22 protein-coding genes, 1 pseudogene and 1 riboswitch are annotated in these 24,202 nt (G+C 45.6%); of the genes and pseudogenes, 12 read left to right on the forward strand and 11 right to left on the reverse strand.

The annotated features are described in order from the left end of the window. Positions 1 to 111: 111 nt before the first annotated feature. Positions 112 to 1,380 (reverse strand): MDR family MFS transporter, encoded by a 1,269-nt coding sequence (locus A8F94_RS19650; RefSeq protein ID WP_066205084.1) that lies wholly within the window; start codon positions 1,378 to 1,380, stop codon positions 112 to 114. A gap of 671 nt (positions 1,381 to 2,051) precedes the next feature. On the opposite strand from A8F94_RS19650, the pseudogene A8F94_RS19655 reads away from it, so the two are divergent. Together A8F94_RS19655 and A8F94_RS19660 are read left to right on the forward strand one after the other, a co-directional pair. Further along, positions 2,052 to 3,109, forward strand: a pseudogene (locus A8F94_RS19655) (S8 family serine peptidase). Positions 3,110 to 3,431: 322 nt separating this feature from the next. After that, the gene (locus tag A8F94_RS19660) at positions 3,432 to 4,337 is read left to right on the forward strand and encodes a nuclease-related domain-containing protein (RefSeq protein ID WP_066204348.1); all 906 of its coding nucleotides are present in this window, start codon (positions 3,432 to 3,434) and stop codon (positions 4,335 to 4,337) included. Between the two features lie 415 nt (positions 4,338 to 4,752). On the opposite strand, the gene A8F94_RS26420 is transcribed toward A8F94_RS19660, so the two are convergent. Further along, entirely contained in the window at positions 4,753 to 4,875 is a 123-nt protein-coding gene (locus tag A8F94_RS26420) for a hypothetical protein (RefSeq protein WP_302621323.1), read from the reverse strand. A gap of 53 nt (positions 4,876 to 4,928) precedes the next feature. On the opposite strand from A8F94_RS26420, the gene A8F94_RS19665 reads away from it, so the two are divergent. Together A8F94_RS19665 and A8F94_RS19670 are read left to right on the forward strand one after the other, a co-directional pair. Continuing rightward, positions 4,929 to 6,218 carry a phytoene desaturase family protein gene (locus A8F94_RS19665; RefSeq protein ID WP_066204349.1) on the forward strand — a complete coding sequence of 430 codons (1,290 nt, stop codon included), beginning with the start codon at positions 4,929 to 4,931 and terminating at the stop codon, positions 6,216 to 6,218. Next, entirely contained in the window at positions 6,181 to 7,071 is an 891-nt protein-coding gene (locus A8F94_RS19670; RefSeq protein WP_368072800.1) for an RNA polymerase sigma-70 factor, read from the forward strand. The genes A8F94_RS19665 and A8F94_RS19670 overlap by 38 nt, the downstream gene beginning before the upstream one ends. A 50-nt stretch (positions 7,072 to 7,121) precedes the next feature. Here the strand turns inward: A8F94_RS19670 and A8F94_RS19675 are convergent, their stop codons facing one another. The 3 genes from A8F94_RS19675 to A8F94_RS19685 form a co-directional block, all read right to left on the reverse strand. Next, positions 7,122 to 9,209 (reverse strand): DNA topoisomerase III, encoded by a 2,088-nt coding sequence (locus tag A8F94_RS19675; protein ID WP_066205086.1) that lies wholly within the window; start codon positions 9,207 to 9,209, stop codon positions 7,122 to 7,124. Between the two features lie 155 nt (positions 9,210 to 9,364). After that, entirely contained in the window at positions 9,365 to 9,574 is a 210-nt protein-coding gene (locus A8F94_RS19680) for a hypothetical protein (RefSeq protein ID WP_066204352.1), read from the reverse strand. A 155-nt stretch (positions 9,575 to 9,729) separates the two neighbouring features. Continuing rightward, the gene (locus A8F94_RS19685) at positions 9,730 to 11,247 is read right to left on the reverse strand and encodes a TolB family protein (protein ID WP_077247838.1); all 1,518 of its coding nucleotides are present in this window, start codon (positions 11,245 to 11,247) and stop codon (positions 9,730 to 9,732) included. Between the two features lie 424 nt (positions 11,248 to 11,671). Between A8F94_RS19685 and hutH the strand changes: the two genes are divergently transcribed. Continuing rightward, entirely contained in the window at positions 11,672 to 13,189 is a 1,518-nt protein-coding gene (gene hutH, locus A8F94_RS19690; RefSeq protein ID WP_066204353.1) for a histidine ammonia-lyase, read from the forward strand. A gap of 51 nt (positions 13,190 to 13,240) precedes the next feature. On the opposite strand, the gene A8F94_RS25925 is transcribed toward hutH, so the two are convergent. Beyond that, positions 13,241 to 13,414: a hypothetical protein gene (locus A8F94_RS25925; protein ID WP_175384477.1), complete on the reverse strand. Its 174-nt coding sequence runs from the start codon at positions 13,412 to 13,414 to the stop codon at positions 13,241 to 13,243. A 191-nt stretch (positions 13,415 to 13,605) separates the two neighbouring features. Between A8F94_RS25925 and A8F94_RS19695 the strand changes: the two genes are divergently transcribed. Then, entirely contained in the window at positions 13,606 to 13,980 is a 375-nt protein-coding gene (locus A8F94_RS19695; RefSeq protein WP_066204355.1) for a J-domain-containing protein, read from the forward strand. A gap of 37 nt (positions 13,981 to 14,017) precedes the next feature. Here A8F94_RS19695 and A8F94_RS25930 read toward each other — a convergent pair whose 3' ends face one another. Next, entirely contained in the window at positions 14,018 to 14,185 is a 168-nt protein-coding gene (locus A8F94_RS25930) for a hypothetical protein (RefSeq protein WP_175384478.1), read from the reverse strand. Positions 14,186 to 14,621: 436 nt separating this feature from the next. After that, positions 14,622 to 14,715: riboswitch (cyclic di-GMP riboswitch) on the forward strand. Positions 14,716 to 14,735: 20 nt separating this feature from the next. On the opposite strand from A8F94_RS25930, the gene A8F94_RS25475 reads away from it, so the two are divergent. After that, positions 14,736 to 14,891, forward strand: a complete 156-nt coding sequence (locus A8F94_RS25475; RefSeq protein ID WP_254660909.1) for an anti-repressor SinI family protein — start codon at positions 14,736 to 14,738, stop codon at positions 14,889 to 14,891. A 98-nt stretch (positions 14,892 to 14,989) separates the two neighbouring features. On the opposite strand, the gene A8F94_RS19700 is transcribed toward A8F94_RS25475, so the two are convergent. Then, positions 14,990 to 15,328 carry a helix-turn-helix domain-containing protein gene (locus tag A8F94_RS19700; RefSeq protein WP_066204357.1) on the reverse strand — a complete coding sequence of 113 codons (339 nt, stop codon included), beginning with the start codon at positions 15,326 to 15,328 and terminating at the stop codon, positions 14,990 to 14,992. Between the two features lie 182 nt (positions 15,329 to 15,510). Between A8F94_RS19700 and A8F94_RS19705 the strand changes: the two genes are divergently transcribed. Continuing rightward, positions 15,511 to 16,026, forward strand: a complete 516-nt coding sequence (locus A8F94_RS19705; RefSeq protein WP_066204359.1) for a type 1 glutamine amidotransferase domain-containing protein — start codon at positions 15,511 to 15,513, stop codon at positions 16,024 to 16,026. A 225-nt stretch (positions 16,027 to 16,251) separates the two neighbouring features. Beyond that, positions 16,252 to 17,007 (forward strand): type I methionyl aminopeptidase, encoded by a 756-nt coding sequence (map, locus tag A8F94_RS19710; protein ID WP_066204361.1) that lies wholly within the window; start codon positions 16,252 to 16,254, stop codon positions 17,005 to 17,007. 640 nt (positions 17,008 to 17,647) lie between these two features. Here map and A8F94_RS19715 read toward each other — a convergent pair. Then, positions 17,648 to 17,872, reverse strand: a complete 225-nt coding sequence (locus A8F94_RS19715; protein ID WP_066204362.1) for a DUF1128 domain-containing protein — start codon at positions 17,870 to 17,872, stop codon at positions 17,648 to 17,650. 189 nt (positions 17,873 to 18,061) lie between these two features. On the opposite strand from A8F94_RS19715, the gene A8F94_RS19720 reads away from it, so the two are divergent. From A8F94_RS19720 to A8F94_RS19730, 3 genes are all read left to right on the forward strand, one after another. Then, positions 18,062 to 18,496, forward strand: coding sequence for a YtxH domain-containing protein (locus tag A8F94_RS19720; protein ID WP_066204363.1), 435 nt, complete (start codon positions 18,062 to 18,064; stop codon positions 18,494 to 18,496). Between the two features lie 31 nt (positions 18,497 to 18,527). Next, positions 18,528 to 19,373, forward strand: a complete 846-nt coding sequence (locus A8F94_RS19725) for a YihY/virulence factor BrkB family protein (RefSeq protein WP_441294208.1) — start codon at positions 18,528 to 18,530, stop codon at positions 19,371 to 19,373. Positions 19,374 to 19,513: 140 nt separating this feature from the next. Then, the gene (locus A8F94_RS19730) at positions 19,514 to 20,209 is read left to right on the forward strand and encodes a hypothetical protein (protein WP_066204365.1); all 696 of its coding nucleotides are present in this window, start codon (positions 19,514 to 19,516) and stop codon (positions 20,207 to 20,209) included. Positions 20,210 to 20,789: 580 nt separating this feature from the next. On the opposite strand, the gene A8F94_RS19740 is transcribed toward A8F94_RS19730, so the two are convergent. After that, the gene (locus tag A8F94_RS19740) at positions 20,790 to 22,694 is read right to left on the reverse strand and encodes a heavy metal translocating P-type ATPase (RefSeq protein ID WP_139070145.1); all 1,905 of its coding nucleotides are present in this window, start codon (positions 22,692 to 22,694) and stop codon (positions 20,790 to 20,792) included. A gap of 197 nt (positions 22,695 to 22,891) precedes the next feature. Further along, complete coding sequence (locus tag A8F94_RS19745) at positions 22,892 to 24,061, reverse strand: MFS transporter (protein WP_066204371.1); 1,170 nt, start codon at positions 24,059 to 24,061, stop codon at positions 22,892 to 22,894. Positions 24,062 to 24,202: the final 141 nt, after the last annotated feature.

Genomic DNA, 24,202 nt, shown 5'->3' on the forward strand with positions numbered 1-24,202 from the left:
TAAACATAATAAAAAGCACACGCGGTAGAATCGAAGAACCAGCGTGTACCGTTTTTATTACTATTCGATTTGAGACTGGAGAAAACCTGCTTTTGTTTTTCAAAAAAATCCTCAAGCCAATGCCTTCCGCCTATCATAATGCTTAAATGTAAGCCAGTAGATCCAAACGCTAGATAGCGACAACAGTGAGAGAATGAAAAAGGTCCAGTCATATCCTACCCAATTGGTCAGCGGAATTGAAAGGGGAGCAATGGTCCTGGCAATTGTAAAGCGAAGGCTGGCCGCTGCAAAGTACTGCCCGCGCAGGTGCTCCGGTGCAAGATTAGAAACGAAGCCCTGCTGAATACCAACTGTAGCCAATTCCCCCAGGGTAAAAATAGCCATTGCGATGATAAGCCCCCAAATCCAAGTTGTCTGCCCAAACATAAAGATGGCGGCTGCATACAGAACAGCCGAGGCGATAAACACGTCCCGCTCCTTATATTTGAGCATCCACTTGGTAACGACGACTGTGAATAAGGCAACCAGAAGCCCGTTTTCCGCCAGCACAAGCCCAAATGCCCGGTCGCCGTTGACGCTGAATGACCAATCGCCAAGACTAAGGAGTTTTTGATTGCTTACCATTTCGCTCATATAGACTGGCAGCAATAAATCAAGCTGCATAAATGTCTGGCCAAGCACAATCCCTGCAATAATGAACAGCAGGAATGTCCTGTCCTTAACAATAACCGTATAATCCTGAACCTGGTCCTTAAGGAAGTGATACCACTTGCCATCCTTATTATTCCTTGACTCGTTTACAGATACCGGCAGTGTCTCCCGAACCCATCTTGAGAGGATGAAGGAGAGCAAAAAGCCGATGATTCCCGATACAACGAGCAGTTCAAACGGATAGTCGATGTAAAAAATTGAACCAAAAATCGGACCAACGACTACAGAAATATTGGTTGATGTATAGAAGACAGCGAACACGCTACTGCGGTTCTTTTCATCGACGAGGTCAGCAACCATCGCCTGGCTTGCCGGCCAGTAGATCGAGACGAATATCCCAGCAACCGTAAAACAAATAAATCCCATCAGCGGAGAATCGAGCCATGGCGACTGTGCAAATCCAAACAAGAGAAACGAAAGCCCCTGCCCTGAAGCGGATAAAACCATCATTCTCTTACGGCCAAAACGATCCGCCCAATAGCCGCCCAGCAGGTTGGCGAAAACCGAAAATAGTTGTGAAAAAATTAACAGCAGTCCCGCCTGAGTTTTCCCGAATTCCTCTGCAAAATAAATCGTCAAAAACGGAAAGAACATCCAGAACAACGTATTCATTAAGGCCTCCGACACAAGCCGGATCCGCAAATTCGCATCCCAATCCCTTAATCTCATTACAAAAACTCCAATTCTATTTTTAAGCAATAGCTTCATTATCATACTCCCGGTGAAGAGGAAGATTCAAGAAGAAATAATAGAAGAAACCTTCTTTGTGGCATTAGTTTAAAAGAGTGATAGGCAGGCTATATAAGAGTTGGAGAGATTTGTCGCACATTTTAAAATATTAAGTCTATTATTTCGACAAAAAGCAAAAAAGACTTGTACTACAATCTTTCTATGCGTGTATTTTACACGCAAAAACCATACATAAAGGGGAAGTGTGAATGAAGAAGAAGCTTGCGATTTTTGGTTTGTGCTCGGCACTATCATTTTCTTTGCTGATAGGAGCTGTGCCGAATAAAACAAAGGGAGAAGCTGAGCCGCAGCATTATGTCGTGGCTTATAAAGGAAAACTGCCTGGCAATTTCTCTGAATCTATTAAGAAGGCAGGCGGGGTTGTTGAGCGGGTGATTCCTGAGATCGGAATCGTCGAAGTGGCCTCCTCCAATCCTTCATTCTTGAAAAGTGTCAGCAAAGACTCAAGTGTCCAAGCAGCCGGACGGGAGCTTGAGGCCTATTTGGAAGGCGACCCGGATGATAAAATTGGTTTTACCCCGGGAACTCCAAACGGACAAAAAGTGACTTTGGATGCAGATGCTGCAAGCTATTGGGACAAACAGTGGGATATGCATCGACTCACTGGGGAAGGAAAATCGTATAAGCTAAATGATGGGTCTCCAGAAACTGTTGTTGCCGTCATTGATACCGGAATCGACTTCGGTCATCCGGACTTGAAAGAAAATGCTGATCTGGCAGGATCCAAAACATTCGTGCCAGGCACAAAAGATGCATGGGATCAAAATGGCCACGGGACACTGTTGCGGGTTCAATTGCAGCGAATGGAAAGGTGAAAGGGGTCGGCCCTGATTTAACTGTCCGCGCCTACCGTGTATTCGGAGCAACTGGCGGGGCTCAACAATCGTGGATTACCGATGCGATTGTCGCTGCTGCAAATGACGGTGTTGAAGTTATTAACATGTCAATCGGCGGCTGGCGCTGGATGGCCCACAACTTAGGGGAAAAAGGCGACTCTGCATCGATGGTTGCCTATCAGCGTGCTGTCCAATACGCAATTCAAAAAGGCGTTACAGTCGTTGTGTCGGCAGGTAATGATTCAAGGGATTTAAACAACCAGCATGACATGCGGGCATACTGGAAGGCTACGTACGGACTTGATATTAAAGGCCCGTCTCGTGTCGTTCCTGCTCAAATTCCTGGAGTAATTACAGTTTCTTCGTCCAACGAGTGGTCAGACGAATCTATTGCCTTTTATTCAAACTATGGAAATGCAATCGATGTTGCCGGTCCTGGAGGCGATAATGGCCCGTTGTATGATTCCCTGTATCGCCAAGATCCAAAAGGGAACCATTTGGATAAGCGTGATTACACGTACCGGACATTATCAACGTATCCATCTTATCCAGTAGGTGGCGGAAATAATGCGACAACCCAATTCAGTGATGGCCAGTGGCATGGTTATTCCTACCTGCATGGAACATCCATGGCCGCGCCAAAGGTTGCGGGTGTTGCGGCTGTCATTAAGTCAGCTCATCCTGAATACACTCCGGCACAAGTAGCCGCTGCGGTCAGGAAATCCGCTCTCGACTTTGGCAAGGTCGGTTCTGACCCACTATACGGTGCTGGTGAAGCGAACATCTATAACTTCCTTAAAAACAATAAGTAAAAGGTAAATTGAAGGACATTACATTTGTTAGATGGTGTAATGTCCTTTCTAATTTAGCAGCAAGAAAGTGGGTGAGGGATTACAATCATAAATATATTGACGAATACTCCGGCACAAGCCGGAAGCAAAAATTTGTACCCAATACTAAAACATCAATTCTATTTTTTAGAAAAATCCTAAAAGACAGGTGGAGCAATACTATTTTTGTAGAGTCTGACAGAGTATAATGGTATGGAAGAATATAGAAAGGAGGAATCCCGGGACGACTATTACAAATCTTCACAGTTGCTCTTCCACTAAAAAAAGAAAAGAGTGTGGACCAATGCTTCATAAGGCCCGAACTAAATCGGAAGAACTTAAGATTCTCGAATACTTGGATTCTCGTATGAACTTGGAAGAGGGTGATAAAAACCATCTCATTGCCTTAAACAAGGGCTACGAAGGTGAGGTATTGTTTGACAAGCTAACCGCAGGACTTACCAGCCAGGGAATTGTATTAAACGATTTACGGTTCAAAGTGAAGAACACAAATGTCCAGATCGACACAACCATTATTTTTCAAAAAACTCTTAAGTTCTATGAAGTCAAAAACCATGAAGGAGACTATTACTTTTCTGAAGATAAGTATTTCTCCTGGAATGGTACCGAATGGGCGAATCCTCTCCATCAAATGAGGCGCGAGGAAACCTTTTATCGGTTATTGCTTGATGAAATTGGTTGTAACCTGAAGCTTGAACCCTCACTGTTGTTCATCAATCCTGCCTTCACCATGTACAACGCTCCCTTTAACGAACCTATCATTTACCCCACTCAATTGCAGCGCCATATGGATATGCTAAATAATGTTTCCTCCAATTTAACCTCCCATCACTGGAGTATAGCGGATAAACTCTTATCAAGGCATATCGAAAAGTCAGACTTTATCCAACTCCCTTCATATAACTTTAAAACTACCCGGAAAGGGTTTACGTGTGCTAAGTGCAAGAACTTTTCAGTGTATTTAATTGGGAGAAAAATATTGGTCTGCTCACTTTGTACCCATGAAGAAGGAATTGAAGCTGCTGTCTTGAGGAGTGTGGAGGAGATAAAATTATTATTTCCAGACTTACCGATTGGGACAGGTGTCGTCCAGCAATGGTGTGTAATTCTTTCTACAAAGGTAATTAAGGCCATCTTAGATAAACACTTTAGAGCTATATGTAACAACCGGTGGACATATTATATTTAGGCTGTCGTTTATTTGATAGTAATATATCGGAAATAATTAGTCGTATAATTATCAACGCCCAAAAAGCCTGTGAGAGAGTAAAAAGGTCGTTGATACAAAGTTATCAACGCCCAAAAAGCCTGTGAGAGAGCAAAAAGGTCGTTGATACATAGTTATCAACGACCAAAAAGCCTGTGAGAGAGTAAAAAGGTCGTTGATACAAAGTTATCAACGCCTAAAAAGCCCGTGAGAGAATCAAAAGGTCGTTGATACAAAGTTATCAACGCCCAAAAAGCCCGTGAGAGAGTAAAAAGGTCGTTGATACAAAGTTATCAACGCCCAAAAAGCTTGAGAAAGAGCAAAAAGGTCGTTGATACATAGTTATCAACGCCCAAAAAGCTTGAGAAAGAGCAAAAAGGTCGTTGATACAAGTTTATCAACGCCCAAAAGGCTTGAGAAAGAGCAAAAAGGTCGTTGATACAAAGTTATCAACGCCCGAAAATCCCGTGAGAGAATCAAAAGGTCTTTGAGCACCCAAACCGAAAGTCTTCTTTGTCACAGTCTTACCTCCTTAATCGTCATGAGAGTGAACGAATATAAGGAGGCTAAGTTATGAGGGATATATGGGATGTGATAATAATTGGTGGAGGCTTGGCGGGCTATATAGCAAGCAATTATCTGGCGCGTGAGGGGCTATCCGTCTTAATCCTGGAAAAAGGGAACTCTGTTGGGGGAAGGGCGGTAACAACGAAGAATAATGGACATTTTTTCAATCTGGGGCCGCATGCTCTTTATAAAAAAGGAAAAGCCAAAGCTATTCTCGAAGACTTAGGTATTCAGCTTAATGGAAGGACACCAAAGCTAGGCGGCATTTTAACTGAAGGTCATATGGAATACGCTGCTCCTTTTTCTCCAATAGGCACCATTACAACAAGATATATTAATTGGAACGAAAAGCTGGAGTGGGGATCGGTTCTGCTTAAATTAATGCGTGTTGATACTCAGCAGGTGGCTGGGACTACATTTCTGGAATGGGTGACCCAAACAGCCCGTTTCAAAAAGGTTCAGTCATTGCTGTTGATGTTAGGCAGACTTGCGACGTATTGCCATGCGCCCGAGCGGGTTAGCGCTGCGGTGATTTTGGGCCATTTGAAAAATGTCCTCGGAGGTGTGCTTTATCTTGATAGGGGTTGGCAGACGATTGTTGATCAGCTCCACAATCAAGCAGTCATCCGGGGAGTACTGATACAGACGCGTAAAACTGTAAAACAAATCGCTCCAAATCAAGAGGATTATAGTAAGGTGACCCTATCAGATGGAGAGGAAATCCTTTGCAGGAACGTAATTTGTACGGCTGGCCCCAGTGAATTAGCTGGGATGCTAGGGCGGGGTGAGGGAGACGTATTAAGCAGTATGATTCCAGTAAGAGGGGCGACATTGGATGTTTCGTTAACGCATCTTCCAAGGCCTAAACAGCTGTTTGCCATGGATTTAACGAATCCTATTTACTATTCGGTGCATTCAGCCTATGCAAAGCTTTCTGAAGACAGAAACAGTACTGTATTGCATGTTTTCAAATACCATCATCCAGATGAACAAATTGATGGAGCTAGAGTGAAAAACGAGCTTGAACAGTTTCTTGACAAGATTCAGCCATGCTGGAGAGATCAAGTTATTACAAGCAGATATCTCCCTCAGATTACTGTAAACAAACGGCTTCCCCAGGTAGGCGACGAGTATAAGTTAAGAAGTTCTAATATAGGAATTCGAGGATTATATATAGCAGGAGATTGGGCGTGTCCTGATTTTATCTTGGCGGATGGTGCGGCGGCCAGTGCAAAACGGGCTGCTGAGGAGATTATCCGTGAGCGAACGAGGTGTAGTCATGCAAATCAGCAATGAAGAGTATCTGCAGTTTAAGCCGTTGTTGTTCTCCATCGGTTATCGAATGCTAGGTTCAGTAACGGAGGCTGAAGATATTGTTCATGATACATTCCTAAAAGCTTATCAAATTGATGAGGAAAAAATCAAAAATAAAAAGGCCTTTCTCTGCAAGATTCTGACAAACCGATGTCTCGATTTTTTAAAGTCGGCACGATTCAAGCGGGAGCAATACATTGGGCCATGGAATCCGGAGCCATTGCTGCTAGAATGTCCACAACTGAATAACCCATCAGAAGTGCTGCTTGAAAAAGAAGGACTGAGCATTGCTTACCTTCGGATGATGGAGAACCTGTCCCCTGATGAACGTGCGGTATTACTTTTAAAGGAAGTGTTTGGCTTTCAGTATGAGGAGATTGCGGAAATGGTTGAAAAAAAGGAGGATAACTGCCGTAAAATTTTCAGCCGTGCAAAGCTTAAGATAGCAGCTGTGGAAGGGGAAAGCCTTGATTACACAAAGAACAAATCAATTGTTGACCGCTTTATTAAAGCTTTTCAACTAAACAATTTGAATACTCTGCTTGAACTGGTTTCTGAAAGTGTCACACTTTACTCAGATGGCGGTGGAAAGGTCAAGGCTGCAGTCCGCCCGATCCTCTCCAGAACCAATGTTTTGGCCTTTTTAAATGGCATCGTCAGCAAGGCCCAGAGCGATTTTACTATTGAAGTAAAGAATGTCAATGGCCAGCCGGCAATCATTGTTTACATGGAAGGCACAATTCATAGTACGATTAGTTTTTATATCCTTCACAATAGAATTAATGAAATCTATATTACGATGAACCCTAAAAAGCTGGTTTCAATCCGTGAATAGACACCCAACACGCAAAAGGAGCGGCCCGAGGACCGCTCCTTCAACATTTATTAATCTTTTTTCTCCAGCGCCTGCTTGAGCAAATCACCCAAAGAGGTTCCAAAGTCATCCTTTTGCGTATATTTCTGCACAAGTTGCTTTTCCTCGCGCTTATTGACTGCTTTCTTGCGCTCTTCTGCCTTCTCAACAACATTGCATGGACGGCACTGGAAGTAGGTGCCGGCCTTGCCGTTATGAATCTCCATTTTCTTATGGCACTGCGGGCAGCGGCGGTTCGAAAGCTTGGCGTCCTTGCGCTTCCGGTAAGAGCACTCGGGGCTAGAGCATACGAGGATTTTTCCGTCCTTCGTATTCCGTTCCTTCAGGAACTCGCCGCACTCAGGGCACTTAGAGCCAGTCAGATTCGGCGGGCGGTACGATTTGTCGCTTGTTTTTACCTCAGCAACCAGCTTTGCTGTCATCTCGCGGATTCGCCTTCCAAACGCTTTAGGATCACCTTTACCTTTGGCAATCTTCTCAAGTTCCTCTTCCCACTTAGCAGTCAGCCCTGGTGATTTCAAATCATCGTTCACCAACTCAATCAGCTGCTTGCCTTTCTTTGTAGGATGGAAACGGCTGTTTTGGCGCTCAACAACTTCCGTTTCGACGAGCCGTTCAATAATTTCGGCGCGGGTGGCTGGTGTACCGAGGCCAAACTTCTCCATTTGCCCTAAAATATCTGATTCGGAGTAGCGGGCAGGCGGCTCTGTCCACTTCTGGTTCATAGCTGAAGAAGCGACAGACAACTGCTGGCCAGCCTTCAAGGCCGCAACAGCCGGTTTCAGTGGAACATTCTCCTCTTTGCCCAGCACTTTTTTGAACCCAGCTTCAATTGTGACAGTCTCGCGAGTGGAAAGTGTTTCGCCAGCCGCCTCCACTTCAAACAAAATCGTTTCGTATTCATAAGCCGGATAAAACAGAGTCAGGAACCGGCGGACAATTAAATCATAAATCTTGCGCTCATCCGTATCGAGTTCGGACAAGTTCGGCCGCTCCTCGGTCGGAATGATCGCATGGTGGTCTGTTACCTTCGCATTGTTGAATACACGCTTCGCTAGTACTGCACTTTTACCTAAAACAGGCTTTGCCTCATCGCGATATGCTCCGGCCACCGCACCAAGCCGGTCGGCCATCGTCGCTTCCATGTCGGTCGTCAAATAGCGTGAATCAGTGCGTGGATAGGTAACTAATTTGTACTGCTCATACAAACGCTGCAATGTGCTTAATGTTTTTTTAGCCGAAAAGCCAAACCGTTTATTGGCATCCCGCTGGAGTTCTGTCAGGTCATAAGGAAGAGGCTGCGGTTCGGACTTCTTCTTGCGGTCAATTTTTTTAACAACTGCCTTCACGCCCTGAATCTTGGAAACAATCTCCTCAGCTTTAGCCTTATCAAAAATCCGTTTCTCGCCATTCTTTTCCCATTCAAGTGAAAGCGGGCCGGCAGTAGCTGATATGGTCCAATATTCTTTTGGCTGGAACTTTTGAATCTGCTCCTCACGCTCCAGCACCATTGCTAGCGTCGGAGTCTGGACACGCCCAGCTGAAAGTGGATCGCGGTATTTAGTTGTCAGTGCACGGGTCACGTTCAATCCAATCAGCCAGTCGGCCTCAGCACGGCACACTGCAGATTGATACAAAGAATCAAACTGTGAGCCCGGCTTCAACTGGCGGAATCCATCACGAATCGCCTTATCGGTTTGCGAGGAAATCCAAAGCCGTTTGATCGGCTTTTTCCATCCGATCCGGTCAAGAATCCAGCGTGCAACCAACTCGCCTTCGCGGCCGGCATCGGTTGCAATGATAACTTCCCCAATATCCTTCCTGCCAGCCAATTTCTCTATAGCTTTGAATTGGTGGCTTGTTTGCTTGATGACCTTGATGCCCATCCTATTTGGAATAATTGGCAAGTCTTCAAGGTTCCAAACCTTGTATTTTGTATCGTAGTTCTCGGGCATCTTCAGCTCAATCAGGTGGCCAAGCGCCCACGTTACGATATATTTATCGCCTTCTATATAACTCTTCGTTGATTGCCTGCAGCCAAGGACCCGGGCGATTTCCCGCGCCACACTTGGCTTTTCGGCAAGAACTAATGATTTCACAGTATTCATTCCTTTCAGTAACGGCTTTGTGATCGCCTCTTTACAGTATAACGGAATTAGCAGGACTTTTAAATTCGGGGAAACCCTCCAAGAGTGTCCAAATAAAAAAGCCAATTCCTCTTAAAAGAAACTGGCACTCTGTTTTAGCTATGCATCTAGCGTGAAGCTTTGGGCGGCTGGCAGACGTCGCATTTTCGCTGGTGATTATTTTTGAATTTCGTAAATGTTTTTTCGAAATTGTTGCCGCATGCACATTTAAAAAGCAGCTTTTGGGAAAAGCCGTGATATTCCGTCGACAGCAGTTTGCTATCTGAATTCTTCTCAACAAATTCTTTAATTTTACTAATTGTCCATCGTTTGTTCATTCGTGACATCTCCGTATCTTAAGCTTGGAACCTTGCAAGTGCCTTATTATAACATGGGCCTGGCCTACAATGAAACAATTCTTGCAGACGATGACATACAAAACCAGGGAATACGAACAGAGAAGTAAGCTGCTTAGGAATGGAAAACACGTTGTTTATTTTTCAAAAAACACAATAGCCTCCACATTCTCAAGCCACTTCTCCGCCTTGGATCCGTCTGCATTGGCACGCCACAATGTCCGGTTTTTGTCCAAAATAGACTTCCCCCTCAGCCAGACAAGCTGCCGGATGTTCGGAATGTAATCCGGTGCATAGTCGCCGAACCCAGCCGGCGGGCTTGTCAGCTTCGTCTGTCTGCCTGTAGGAATGTCTATGGAGAAGAGCGAGGGGTGCGGATGCTTGCTGAAATCGTTCGACCATTCTTGTTCCCTGACCCTCGCTGCGACCAGAGAATAATTTGTTATCCAGTCAAAGTCAATATCAGCATAATCAGGAGGTGTAAGCGTACCGGATGCCGGCATTTCCCGGACCTTCAAATCTTTATTTTTAAAACCGAAAACAATCCTGCCCCCGCCCGCAATAAAGGCAATCGTGTCTTCTGAAGGAGCCCACTTTGGCGCCCCTACTTCAAAAATTACTTCATCCAGAACTGTGAACCCTTTTCCGTCGCTGCCGATCACACAGAGCATATTACTGTCCATGGACCAGGATGCTGTTGGTGAAACAATAAATGAAATCCACTTTCCGCTTGGTGAGTAAGAAAGCTGGTCTGCATATACAGCAATCAGTTTGTTGTCTTTTGTTGTACCAACCTCTTTTGGCAACTGAAAGAACGGCTTTACTCCTCCATACAAAAGGATGTCCTTATACTCTTCACCGATATGTTTTGTAAACAATGTTGCGCTCGTCCAGCCATCGGGCCGTAATGTGCCTGGAGCAGACAGCAAAAAGCCGCTTCCGTCTGGCAGCCATGTGTAATCACCTACACCCATGGCAATATTATAAAACCTCCTGAAATCAGATATATTCAATATCCCCTCGTTCTTAAAGGCAATCACATTTTTGTGGGGTGACCATTTTGGCGAAGTTCCATCGTGAAAGATCTTCTTGTTTGTACCAGTCGCAACCTCATAGACCCATAGCTCGGACTGTTCGCCAGACTCCTTAAACTCGGCTGGTGCAGTTTCCTGATATGCAATCCACTTTCCGTCCAAAGACCAAACAGGCTTTGAATGTACGTTTCCGGATTTGGTAATTTGCTTCTCTTTCCCCTCCATGAACACCCAGAGGTTTCCGTTCCTAAGGAATGCTGCTTTTGCTTCGTTAAGTGGAGCTGTCGAAGGGGCAGACTGTGTATCCGATGAAGCAGAAGGGTTCAAATCCAGCTCGGAAACAGAGGACGGGTCAAGCTTTATCCCGAATGAAGATGAAGGTCCTGATTCAGGGTCCATAGCTTCGGAAGGCATTGAACCAGGTTCTGAAACCCTGGACGGCTTTGGAATATCCGGCTCCGCCACTGACTTCGTACCTGCCTCATCTCTTGATTTTGTTGAGTGTGGGGGTGATTCGCTTATACCTGATTGACCTGCATTGGAAGCTGACCCAGTTGCAGCAAGACCAGGATGTGGTATACACAACAAGATAGCAAATATAAGGAAGATCGCCCTTTTCATAAAATCAACTCCTATCTCTTTTACTTTGTTCCGTGTATCAGCATTTATCCACTTTTAAAGTCGGATGATGAGCTAAAGTGAAACTTGCCGCTGAGCATAGTTGGACCATACGGCCCGTACTGCTGTTTGGTCTCCGCTTAGTATGAGGGCAGTAGAAGGGGATTAACCATCAGTGGGGATGAACAAAACCTCACTGAAGGAAGGTTCACTTAATTTTGGGTAAAGTTATTTTTCCATTGCATTGACAGTACCAACCGCCGGACATACAATAAGGGTAGTTATCACTATTTTCTGATAAAATAAGGATGATTCCCATGAACATAAAACAAACAGCAATTATAAAAAAGAGGCTGGGCCCCGAATCGTAACAGGTTTGGAGTCCAGCCTCTTTCTTTATTCTGCTAAATTGGTAGAGGTGAAAATCATGATAGAGTTAACAGGGAATACGCTGACTTTGAATGAGGTAAAAGAAGTGTTATATAAGGACGCCAAAATCTGTGCTTCCGACGTGAGTCTCGCGAAGGTCGCAAAAAGCAGGGAGGCGGTTGAGCGGATTGTTGCCGACCAAAAGGTTGTTTACGGTATCAACACCGGCTTTGGCAAATTCAGTGATGTTCTGATTGATGCAGCCCATGTCCGGGACCTGCAGCTTAACCTTATCCGTTCCCATGCCTGTGGGATTGGCGAGCCTTTCCCGGAAGTGGTTGCAAAGGCAATGGTGCTGCTGAGGGCGAATGCACTTTTGAAAGGATACTCGGGTGTCCGCCCGGTTGTAATTGAACGCCTGATTGAAATCGTTAACGCGAACATCATCCCGGTTATCCCGCAGCAAGGATCACTGGGAGCAAGCGGGGATCTTGCTCCGCTCTCCCACTTGGCGCTCGTCCTGATTGGGGAAGGGGAGGTTTTTTACAAAGGGAGCCGGATGGAGGCTGCTGCAGCACTTCAACAGGAATCAATTTTACCGATAACGCTCGAAGCCAAAGAGGGGCTAGCACTAATTAACGGTACGCAGGCGATGACCGCGCAAGGTGCCGTTAACTACATTGAAGCGGAGCGGATTGCCTATCAGGCAGAGTTAATTGCAAGCCTGACAATTGAAGGCTTGACCGGCATTATAGATGCATTCGCTGATGAAATCCACCAGGCGCGCGGATATGCGCAGCAGATTGCAACAGCAGCCAGAATCCGCAGCTACTTGCGCGACAGCGGGCTGACAACAAGGCAGGGGGAGCTTCGGGTCCAGGACGCCTATAGCATCCGCTGCATCCCGCAGGTACATGGAGCTTCGTGGCAGGCACTCGAATATGTTCGTGAGAAGCTTGAGATTGAGCTGAATGCCGCGACTGACAACCCGCTTATTTTCCATGACGGAAATATGGTGGTATCTGGAGGCAATTTCCACGGCCAGCCAATTGCCCTCGCAATGGATTTTATGAAAATTGCCGCTGCTGAGCTTGCAAACATTTCCGAACGCCGGATTGAGCGGCTCGTCAATCCCCAGCTGAATGACTTGCCGCCGTTCCTGAGCCCCGAGCCAGGGCTGCAATCCGGCGCGATGATTATGCAGTATGCAGCAGCATCTCTAGTATCGGAAAATAAAACGTTGGCCCATCCGGCAAGCGTCGATTCAATCCCTTCTTCCGCCAACCAGGAGGACCATGTTTCAATGGGCACGATTGCAGCCCGCCATGCCTGGCAAATAATCCAAAACGTCAGGCGGGTACTCGCAATTGAACTGATTTGCGCGCTTCAGGCCGCTGAGTACCGCGGAAAAGAGCAGCTTGCAACCGCAACACGGGCCTTATATGAAGAAGCCCGCCGGATTGTTCCAAGCATTACCCATGACCGGGTTTTCTCGATTGATATTGAAGCAGCTTCAGGCTGGCTGAAGGAATTTGAAGTAAGCTCACTTATCCTATCCAAGGAAGAACAGGTTTAAAAGGCTACAAAAAAGAGTTCGGAGGCAGCCCTCCGAACTCGGATAAACGGATTAATGGAATCTGTTGCCGTCGCCTTGCTCGACCCGGTTTTTGAACGCTTCCCGCACAACGAGGAATTCTTCATCTCCAATAGCTTCTTTTGTGTGTTTTTCAGTCAGGGTATCCTTGGGAAAGTTTCCGGGATGCCCTTTCTTCTTATGATCAAAATTTTTGCCGCGGCTCATATATTGCGCTCCTTTCAATAAATCTCCTTCCAGCCTAGTTTCCCCGAACCTTTGCCGATTATGAGGCGTGGATGTATGAAGGTTAACTCATTTGGAATGGTGGAAAATGGTATAATGAAAATGGAAATAATAGTGATAGGTTACTCGGTCATACAAGGAAACCTTATATAAGACTTTTAGGAGGGGCTAAAGTGGATTTTTTTCAAATTATTTCAGAGGACCGTATAAAGAAGGCTTATGAAAATGGAGAGTTTGAAAATTTGCCCGGATTCGGCAAGCCTCTCCCGAAAGATGATCTTGTTGGAGTACCCGAGGATCTCCGGATGGCCTACCGTATTATGAAAAATGCCGGCTATACAGAAGAGGAAACGGGATTGCGGAGGGAAATGTCTACAATTGAAGGCTTAATTGCCCACTGTACAGATGATGGAGAGCGTGCATCGCTGCAGAAGAAACTGAACCAGAAAATGCTGCGCCTCAACAGTTTGGTGTCAAAACGCGGGGGCAGCACAAATTCCTCGAAGTTCAAAAACTACACAGAAAAAGTTTTGAAAAAACTGACGTAAGAAAGGGATCAGCATGTAAAACTGGTCCCTTGTGTTCCTAGCTTGTACCTTGTTCCTCAGGTGTGTCTATTTTCAGAAGCTCCTGATGCTCCGATGTTCCGTCTGCTTCTGTTGGTACTGGTTTCAACAGCCGATCAAGCCAAAAACCTAAAAAAATCATAAAAGTAATCGGAATCGTATAGTTCAGTATATGAATGAGCGTCAAGCTTAACCCTCCTTCACAAATTTGCTGTTTTATCCCATTTTCATGTTGTTAATATTATATTCAAAGTAAGAAGAATATTCAAAGATTATTTACAATTTTCTGAAAATGAAACTTTGTTAAAACTAGACACTGTGAAAAAAGGTGAACCATTTAAAATAAGAGTGATGTTTTCAACATTGTTTACGACATAAACCTACAAGGTCTACCTTCATCTGGAAGGGAAAACTAACGCTAAGCACCACCTTGCTGAATAGTTAAAAAATTATTTGGCGGTTCTTGTATGATATTGGGAAAATATATTGGTAGCTTTTGTAATTGCTCAGACAAAAAACAACACCCTATGACTAAAGGACTATCTATAATAGACCTATAGCTACTACTTAAGTATGCGTCCATGGTCATACATATAGAACAGGCTTGAACTTGCTTAAGTACAAACAGAAAAAGGCAAACCGCTTGAAAGAGCGGGACGCAAAGCTTCAGGTCTAATGCAGGAAGAATTACTTTGCGATGATGGCTGGGCTGCCTGGAATACGAATGTATTTTAGGGGTGAGTACAATTAAAATTGTCGAAAAAGGTCTGGAAAACTTGGATCAGGAATGGATGTCACTTATCATGGAAGCAAGAGAGATCGGGCTGGGAACCGATATTGTGAGAGATTTTCTAAGCAAACATGACAACGAGTTGCTGCGGGCTGCAAAATAAAGAGGGCTCCATTCCTAAAAAGGATGGAGAAACAAAAAAAACGCAAAAAAAGTCCAATGAGAATTCTCATTGGATTTGTTTTTTGGAATCAATGAAGGTTATTTCTTTCTACTATCATTGCTCTGCTCGATTCTCCATCTATTGAATTCGAGAAATTCCCGAAACTGCTCCTTGGAAACACCTGAATCCATTGCCTCTTTTACAAGGTTCATCCAATCGCGGTCAAGCTCTTCATCACTTGGCGATTCGTGAATTAAATGATCAACAGGAACCCCTAATACCGCTGAAATCTTCTCCAGGAATTGAATTGAAGGATTCCGCTGTAAATTCCTCTCCAGTGAGCTGATATAAGACTTCGCTACCCCTGCCTGCTCGGCAAGCTCCGATAGCGACATTTTTCTTTCCATCCGAATCTTTTTAACGCGGTCACCTATCATAGACGTTTCACACACCTTGATTATTATATCTTTTTTTCATGATAACAAATTGACTCCAAAAGTACCATATAATCTGCACTTTATAAAAATAATCGACAAAAATCCGCACGTCGGCGAGACGTTTTGCCTTTCTAAGTTAAGGGAATGAAAATGATGACCAAAAGAAAAAGGAGCTGTTGAAAGTGTCGAAGAAAATCGCATGCTTAATTACGGACATGTTTGAGGATTCCGAGTACACCGAGCCAGCCAAAGCTTATGTTGAAGCCGGCCATGAGGTCCTGACCATCGGTACCGAAAAGGGTAAGGAGGTAAAAGGCAAGCAAGGCGAAACAACAGCCAATATTGATTATAGCATCGATGAGGTCAATCCAGCCGATTATGATGCGCTGTTCCTGCCAGGAGGCTTCTCCCCTGACATTCTTCGTGCTGACGATCGATTTGTTGAATTCAGCAAATCATTCATGGATGAAAAAAAACCGGTCTTTGCTATTTGCCACGGACCTCAATTGCTCATTAATGCAAAAGCACTTGATGGCCGAACCATGACCGGTTACAAATCTATCAAAGTGGATTTGGAAAACGCCGGAGCTAACTATAAGGATGAAGAAGTCGTCGTCTGCGGCAACCAGCTCGTCACAAGCCGCACACCTGATGATATCCCTGCATTTATCCGTGAATCCACAAAGCTGCTGAACTAATTTCCAGGAGGGGGTCAGACCCCTTAAACAGGCTGTACCATTAAGGGTACAGCTTTTTATGTGGCGGAAAAAACCGTTTAGCTTGCTGTATCCTAGGCAGGCACGATTGCCCTTGCACGATGCTTTGAATTTTTTATAAAGAAGGATACTATTAGAATTGGAGCAGCTAATGCAGAAAAGCATATAGTAAACATGAACTCCAACTTCATTAAAGGCGGGAAAAGCATGATTGTTTTAAAATCAGCGCGCGAAATCGACAGGATGAAAGAGGCTGGAAAAGTCCTGGCCGCGTGCCATAAGGAAATAGCAAAATTAATCAAACCGGGAATCACCACCTGGGAAATTGACCAGTTTACAGAAAAATTTCTGAAAGAGCATGGGGCAACGGCAGAACAGAAGGGCTACAGAGGGTATGAATTCGCCACCTGTGCCAGTATAAACGATGAGGTGTGCCATGGATTTCCGCGCAAGGAACCATTAAAGGACGGGGATATTGTCACCGTTGATATGGTTGTAAACCTGGGGGGCGCACTCGCTGACTCGGCGTGGACCTATGCAGTCGGCAACGTGAGCGAAGAGGTTAGCAAACTGCTTGACGTGACCAGACAGGCGCTATATAAAGGAATTGAGCAGGCTGTGCCTGGCGCCAGGATTGGCGATATCGGCCACGCAATCCAATCGTATGTTGAAGGGGAAGGTATGTCAGTTGTCCGCGATTTTATCGGCCACGGTATTGGCTCAGTCATTCATGAAAAACCGGATGTCCCCCATTACGGATTACCAGGCAAAGGCGTCCGGATTAAAGAGGGCATGGTGTTCACGATTGAACCGATGGTGAACCTCGGGGCATGGCCGACCAAGATGGATTCAAACGGCTGGACAGCAAGAACCGTGGACGGAACCTACTCTGCCCAATACGAGCACACCATCGCTATTACCAAGGACGGCCCTGTTATCCTTACCGACCAGGGTGAGGAATAAAACTTTGAAAGTACTCCGGGTTGGAAATGTCCTTGGGATCAAGGTTTAAGGGCATTTAAAGGTTCTTCGCGCTCGGAATGTCCACGAAAGCAAGGCTAAGGGAAATTTTAGTGCTGCTGACTGCAGAAGAAGAGAAGCGATATAGCTTTGGACTTATAATTTTAGAGTAACATTACACACTTTGTTGAATATGGTTTTGTATCTAGTTGATTGGAGCGGAAGGTGCGAGCTCGTTCGAAAATGCAAAAAACGCATTTTCTCCTGCGGTACTTTTTCAGGGGAGCTTACTCAACGTCCTGCGGGACAAGCGGGACAGGTGAGACCCCACAGTCGCTTTAGCGACGAGGAGATAGAAAAGCGAGGCGACTGCCCAGCTCCGAAAAGCGCTGGAGGGCCTGAAGCAAAAGTCGCTTTTTGACTTCAGCTGAGGGACCGAAGCGGCTCGAGGAGCTAGGAGCCGCAGCTAGACAGGCTCAACGCACGCCCCTAAGGTCCGCGAGCATCCTCGGTGACAGGCAAAAAGCCGCCTGTCCCTGCGATGATTACTCTAAGGAGCTTCCCTTTGTGGAGCGGAAATCAACTGCTAAATATAAAAACGAACAGGCCAGCGCCTGTTCGTTGCCATCGGCAAATGATCAAATCACTGCTTGCGCAAATTACCAAGTTCTTCAGCAAGCGCCTGCATTTCACTAGTCGAGAAAGTATTCTTTCTCATCACCATTTCATAGATTTCCGTCAGTTCTTCGTACATATTTTCATCGAAATGGGAGGGCTTGATGGCCCCTAGGTTCATCACTTTTAACTTATCCTTGATTTTCTCAATCATATATTCAACATTTTCTGGGGATTTTTTCGATAAATCCATTCACTATTCACCCTTCCTGAATTCGTAGTTCCATCTTTCCATGAGGGAGGCAAATTGTCAACAGCAAGCAAGGACAGGCAAGGTTTGCCCCGCCGCCAAAGCGGGAAGGATACAAGCAAGAATTCGGGAATAATAACCGTAAACCTATCTATTTAAAAATGAAATGATATAGAAGAAGGAGAGATTCTTATGGCAGGAACAAGCAGATTCTGGAAGTCAATGGCGTGGGGTGCGCTGGCAGGTGCAGCATACAGCCTCCTGAACAGGGAAACGCGCACAGCTGTAGTGGACGGGGCAAAAAAGGTATCCGACAATGTGGCCTATGCCGTGAAAAACCCACGCGAAATCACAGACACCATCCGTGAAACAGCAAAGAAAATCCAGAATACCGTTGAACAAATGAACGACGACATCGCATACATCGCTGGAAAAGTGGATGAACTGCGCGAAACAACACCACAGCTTGTCGGCATCCTAAAAGAAACTAAAGAAGCCTTCGTGAAGCCTGAAGACAGCGATGCTACAGTATCATCCATACCGGGCGGCGGTATTTCCGGAAAGGATGGAAACGACCCGATCCTGAGCGAAGTTGTCCTGAAGGAAGCTGATACTGTTGGCTCATAACCCGGCCCCTACAGCGAAAAAGGAAGAGAAAATCGAAAACGTCCGGGGGTTGTTCTCCAAGAACATCTTCAAGCAACTTTTGCATCGGATAAAAGAAGATGATCTGCCCGGCCTTTCTGCCCAATTGGCGTACTACTTCCTGCTATCGCTGTTCCCGCTGCTCATATTCCTGCTCACATTAATGCCATACCTGCCAATACCACAGCAGGATATTCTCGGGGCAATTGAAGATTTTGCACCTCCGGAAGCTTATGCGTTAATTGAGAAAAACCTGAACAGCATCATGGCAAACAGAAGTGGCGGCCTGCTGTCCATTGGTATCATAGGTACCATCTGGTCGGCCTCAAACGGAATCAATGCGCTTGTCCGCGCCTTCAACAAAGCCTATAATGTCGACGAAACAAGATCCTTTATCGTAGCACGCGGGATGTCCATCCTGTTTACTTTTGGAATCGTATTTGTCTTTATTGTTGCACTCGCACTCCCGGTATTCGGGGAAGAAATTGGGATATTCCTGTTCTCGTTCCTTGGGCTCGATGGTGCATTCCTGACGATTTGGAATCTAATTCGCTGGGCACTGACGCCACTCATCCTGTTCGGGATCTTTACTATCCTCTACTGGGTGGCACCGAACTTGAAAATGAAATGCAAATCGGCCATACCGGGTGCGATTTTTGCAACAGCCGGCTGGATTATTACATCACTAGGATTTTCATTCTATGTCAGCAACTTTGGCAACTACACATCCACCTACGGAAGCATCGGGGGTATCATCATCCTGATGATCTGGCTCTATCTGTCGGCATTTATCATCCTAATTGGCGGCGAAATCAACGCCTTCTACGCCGAAAAAGCCAAACAGGACAAAAACTGCTAACTGCCTTTTTTGAAAAAAGAACAAATGAATTCCAAGCATACCGGGTCCGGCCATACAATGGCCGGGCCTTTTTCATGGAAAATTTTTTTGCAATAAATCCGAGCGCGTACCCGTCTACTCTTTAAAGGGGGACGATAAAGATGAAAAAGTGGATTATTCTTTTACTCACAATTATATTGGCAGGCTGTCAGAATCCGTTTCAGCAAACACATGTTGAAATTGACTGGGTGGATTTTATTAAATGGAATGGCGAAGAATACAACGGGATCCTTGAAGGGGTCATTTCGGATAGCAGCCACATTGGCAAAAAGGTAGGGGAGGTTAAATTTAGAGTTGCCGACAACGTGTCAGACACAAACTACAAAATCAAAAATGGGGATGCAGCCTATCATGAAAAGGGAACCGCACTCTATGAAATCAAAGGTCTGCCTGGCTATCTGGCCGTAAAAGATTCGGAAGCAATAAACGGATATCGCGTTTACTATGCAAGGGGAGAAAAAGACGAGTATAAGTGGCATTTTAAAGACATGCCGGTCGATAAGGTGAACAGAATTCAACTTTATCAGTCCTACACAGCAGAAGGGAACAAGTTGCTGAAAGATTTGAAGGATGTCGAGGAAGTTGGGCGGTTTATGCAAATGTTAAAAGAAAGTGAACCGAGGTCGTCCTTTCAGCCGAATATGCAAAATGGGGATCCCACCTACTATGACATAGTCCTATATACCGGTGAAACAATTGCTTATAAATATGGGATGGCATACGACGGCCAAACCTATTACTGGTCACCTTGGGATACATCGATCCTATCCAACGACATTGAACAATTTATGAATTAAAGTTCTTCAAAGCTCGGAGGCAGACTGGAACGCTGTAACCAAAGGGATATTGAGCTTATAAGAAATATCCCTAATAAAGTTTATTGGTAACATTTCAGGTTCGTAAGACGTGCGAAATGTAGCCAATAGAGTGTATTGGTAACATTTCAGGTTAATGAAACTGTCAAAATGTGTCCAATAGAACCTATTGGACACATTTTATGGTCTTAAGCAGGTGAAATGTAACCAATGGAAAATTCATAACATTTCGGGTTTTGAGTGGTGAAGGTCTCATTAACCCTAGACAATTGTCCTTCGCGAAAACTGGTTTGGTGGACACTTCCTCGATCTCAGCAACCCGAAACGTCCACGAACCCCCGATTGGTGCACATTTCCACAGCTTCGGACACCCAAAATGTCCGCGAAACCCTGTTTGGTGGACAATTCCTAGGCCTAGGTAACCCAAAGTGTCCACGAACCCCTGATTAGTGGACAATGCTACAGCTTGAGACACCCGAAATGTCCACCAAAACCTTTTTAAGAGAAGCTGTGAAACTAATAAACTGGGTGTCCCACTCATCGATTGGACACCCAGTTCTCATTACGACTTCAACAGCCGCAAGCTATTTAAAATAACAAGAATTGTACTTCCTTCATGTCCGATTACGCCATACGGCAGGTCGAGCAGCTGCAGGAAGTTTGAAGAAATCAACACCGCAATGACCACGATCGAGAATACGATATTTTGCTTGATGATTCGGTTCATCCGGCGCGACAACCGAATTGCCTCGGCAATCTTCGGCAAGTCATTTTTCATCAGGACCACATCGGCCGTTTCAAGCGCGACATCCGTACCTTCGCCCATCGCAATCCCGACGTTTGCCGTTGCAAGCGCAGGTGCGTCGTTAATCCCATCGCCGACCATGGCAACCGTTTGGTAGCGGCCCATCAGCCCTTTCAGGCGGTCGACCTTTTCCTCAGGAAGGCATTCTGCAAAGTATTCGTCAACGCCGCTTTCACCGGCAATCGCCTTTGCCGTCGTCTCGCTGTCTCCGGTGAGCATCACTGTGTGGACGCCCTCCGCGGCAAGCTCGCCAATCGCAGCTTTTGTCCTGTCGCGGACAACATCTTTTAGCGCAAGCATACCGGCCGGTACATCGTCAATCGAGATGAACACCAGCGTATTACCTTCCGCTGCAAGCCGGCCAGCGTTTTCGCCAGCCAACCCGGCAACAGCATCCTTGCCAATAAAGCTGGCTTTGCCGATTTTCCACGCTTCACCGTCAAGTTCAGCAGTAATCCCCCAGCCTGGCTGGTCTTCCATTTTATCAGGCTCAACCAATGGCGTTGAAATTTCTTTTTTAGAAAAAGAAACAATCGCCTTCGCGAGCGGATGGTTTGATTGGTTCTCGATTGAAGCAAGCTTCCAGAGAAGCTCCTCGCGTGAAAAGCCTTCTGCTGCAAGAAATGCAGTTACTTCCGGCTTGCCTTTCGTCAAGGTGCCGGTCTTATCAAACGCAATCGCGTTCAGATTCGCCAGGTTCTCAAGGTGAACGCCGCCTTTCACAAGAATCCCGTTCCGGGCACCATTGGAGATCGCCGAAAGGGTAGCGGGCATGATCGATGCGACAAGCGCGCATGGGGAAGCCACAACGAGCAGCACCATGGCCCGGTAAAATGTTTCCTGCCAGCCCCAGCCGAGCAGATAGTGCGGAAGGAACATCATCAAAACGACCGCCAGCAGGACAATCTTTACATACTTGCCTTCGAATTTTTCAATGAACAGCTGGGAAGGGGATTTCTCACTCTGCGCGCTTTGCACAAGCTCGATAATTTTTGAAAAAAGTGTATCGGTACTCGATTTCGTTACTTCAACCGTAATTGCCCCGGACAGGTTCACGGTTCCTGAGAATACCTCATCATGGAAGCTCTTTTCCACAGGAATGGATTCCCCGGTAATCGCAGCCTGGTCGATACTCGATTCACCTTTTTGAATCACTCCATCGGCAGGCACACGCTCGCCTGGTTTTACTAAAATACTGTCGCCAATCCGAAGTTCGGAAACAGGGACCCGCCGCTCAACGCCATTCTTGATAAGCAGTGCCTCTTCAGGCTGAAGTTCCATCAGCGCCGAAATTTCCTTATGGCTTTTGTTCATGGTGTACGATTCAAGCGCACCGCTGACAGCGAAAATAAAAATTAAAATCGCACCTTCAGCCCAATAGCCAATAATTGCCGAACCGATCGCCGCAAACACCATTAGCATTTCGACATTTAATTCCTTGTTCTCAATCGTTGCTTCGATGCCTTCCTTCGCTTTGAAGTATCCCCCGATTACAAAGGCAGCAAGATAGGAAACAATACTTGGAGTTCCTTCAAGGAGCCAGCCGGCCAATATCAGGATGCCGCTCATTGCCGCACAAATCAGCTCTGCATGCACTGCAAACTTTTCAAAAAAGCCAGGTTCTTCTTTTCCTTTGGCATTTACTTGAATACGCGCTTCCATTTTCAATTTCTCCCCTCTAATTGAGAATAATATTCAACCTCATTAACCCTATAAAAAGACGAAAGCCGCTATCCAAGGGAGAATAGCAGCATAAAGCATTTGGTTTCTTATTTAGAATTATTCTATCATGGGAATTGTTATTTGAAAAGGAATACATGTTATGAATCTACTATTATTCTATTCACATGAACACATAATTAGCCTTTGGCAGGGCTAGGTTGTTTAAAAAGGGCCAGTGACATAAATATGACCAATAAAATCGCGCTTATTAAGTAGAAGAAACTTCCGCCTTCAAACAGCTGAATCGCAAGCCCTCCGAAAAAAGGTCCGCTAACACTGCCGAGACTAAAGAAAACTCCGCACATAATATTTCCTGCCGGAAGGAGCTGCCTTGGAAGCAGGTCCGCCATATAGCTGATCCCAAGTGAAAATGTTGTTCCAACAGCCATCCCGGCTAAGAAAAATGTGATGAGAAGCCCAAGTGCAGAATCATAAAAAATTCCGGCTGCAATGAAGCAAAAGAACCCTGTCAGCATGATTCCCATCAGGACATTCCGCCTGCCATATTTATCGCTCAATACCCCGAGCGGGAACTGAAAGAGGATACCGCCAATTGAAAATGCAGGCAAGATGATGGAAACGGCTGAAACATCAAGACCATTCCTCAATGCGAGAACCGGGAAGTTTCCATTTAATGATGCTTCAAGGAAACCATACCCAAGCGGAGGAAGCAGTGAAACCCAGGCGAATTTCAGGACCTGCCCGAATCGTGAGAATGATCCTCTATAAGTACTGGTCACACTGCCATCCGACTCGGGAAAATCATTCCTGAGCAGCCATACGAACAGCCATGACAGAAGCGATAAAGCTGAAGAAATCATAAACGGAAGTGCCTCGTTTATAGAGACCAGCCGTGTCATGATCGGGCCGGCAGCAAAGCCAATTCCGAAGAAAAGTCCGTATAGGGAAATATTTCGGCCACGCCTATTTGCAGGGGAGGCCGCAGTAATCCATGTCTGCGCGCTAAAATGCAGGAAATGGTCGCCTATCCCAATCGCAAACCGGAGGAGAAACCAAAACCAGAAGCTTTTCCATGCAGGGAACAGGGCGAGTGCAATTACGACGGTTATCCCCCCGGCAAGCATGATTGGCTTGTATCCAAACCGTCTTAGCGGCCCCTCCATGAATGGTGAAACAAGCAGGATGGCGATATACAGTGCCATTGCGTTAATGCCGTTTGATAAGGAAGAAAATCCTTCCCTTTCTAAAATAATGGCCACAAGTGGAAGCAGCATTCCCTGTGACAAGCCGGAAACCCCGACCGTACTGACAAGAATCCAAAAGTGTCCCGCAGGTGTATTTTTCATAAGCCTAAACCTCGATTGTTAATAGATTACATGATGTTGATGGTATCTGTTGTGGAGGGGGTTTGCAAGCAAAAATTTAGGAACTCTTTTTTATCAAAAAAACTTTCCCATCAACTCGATTTGCGGTACTCTCTAAACAGT

It is taken from the genome of Bacillus sp. FJAT-27225, from assembly GCF_001685025.1.
Taxonomy (GTDB): Bacteria; Bacillota; Bacilli; order Bacillales; family Cytobacillaceae; genus Bacillus_D.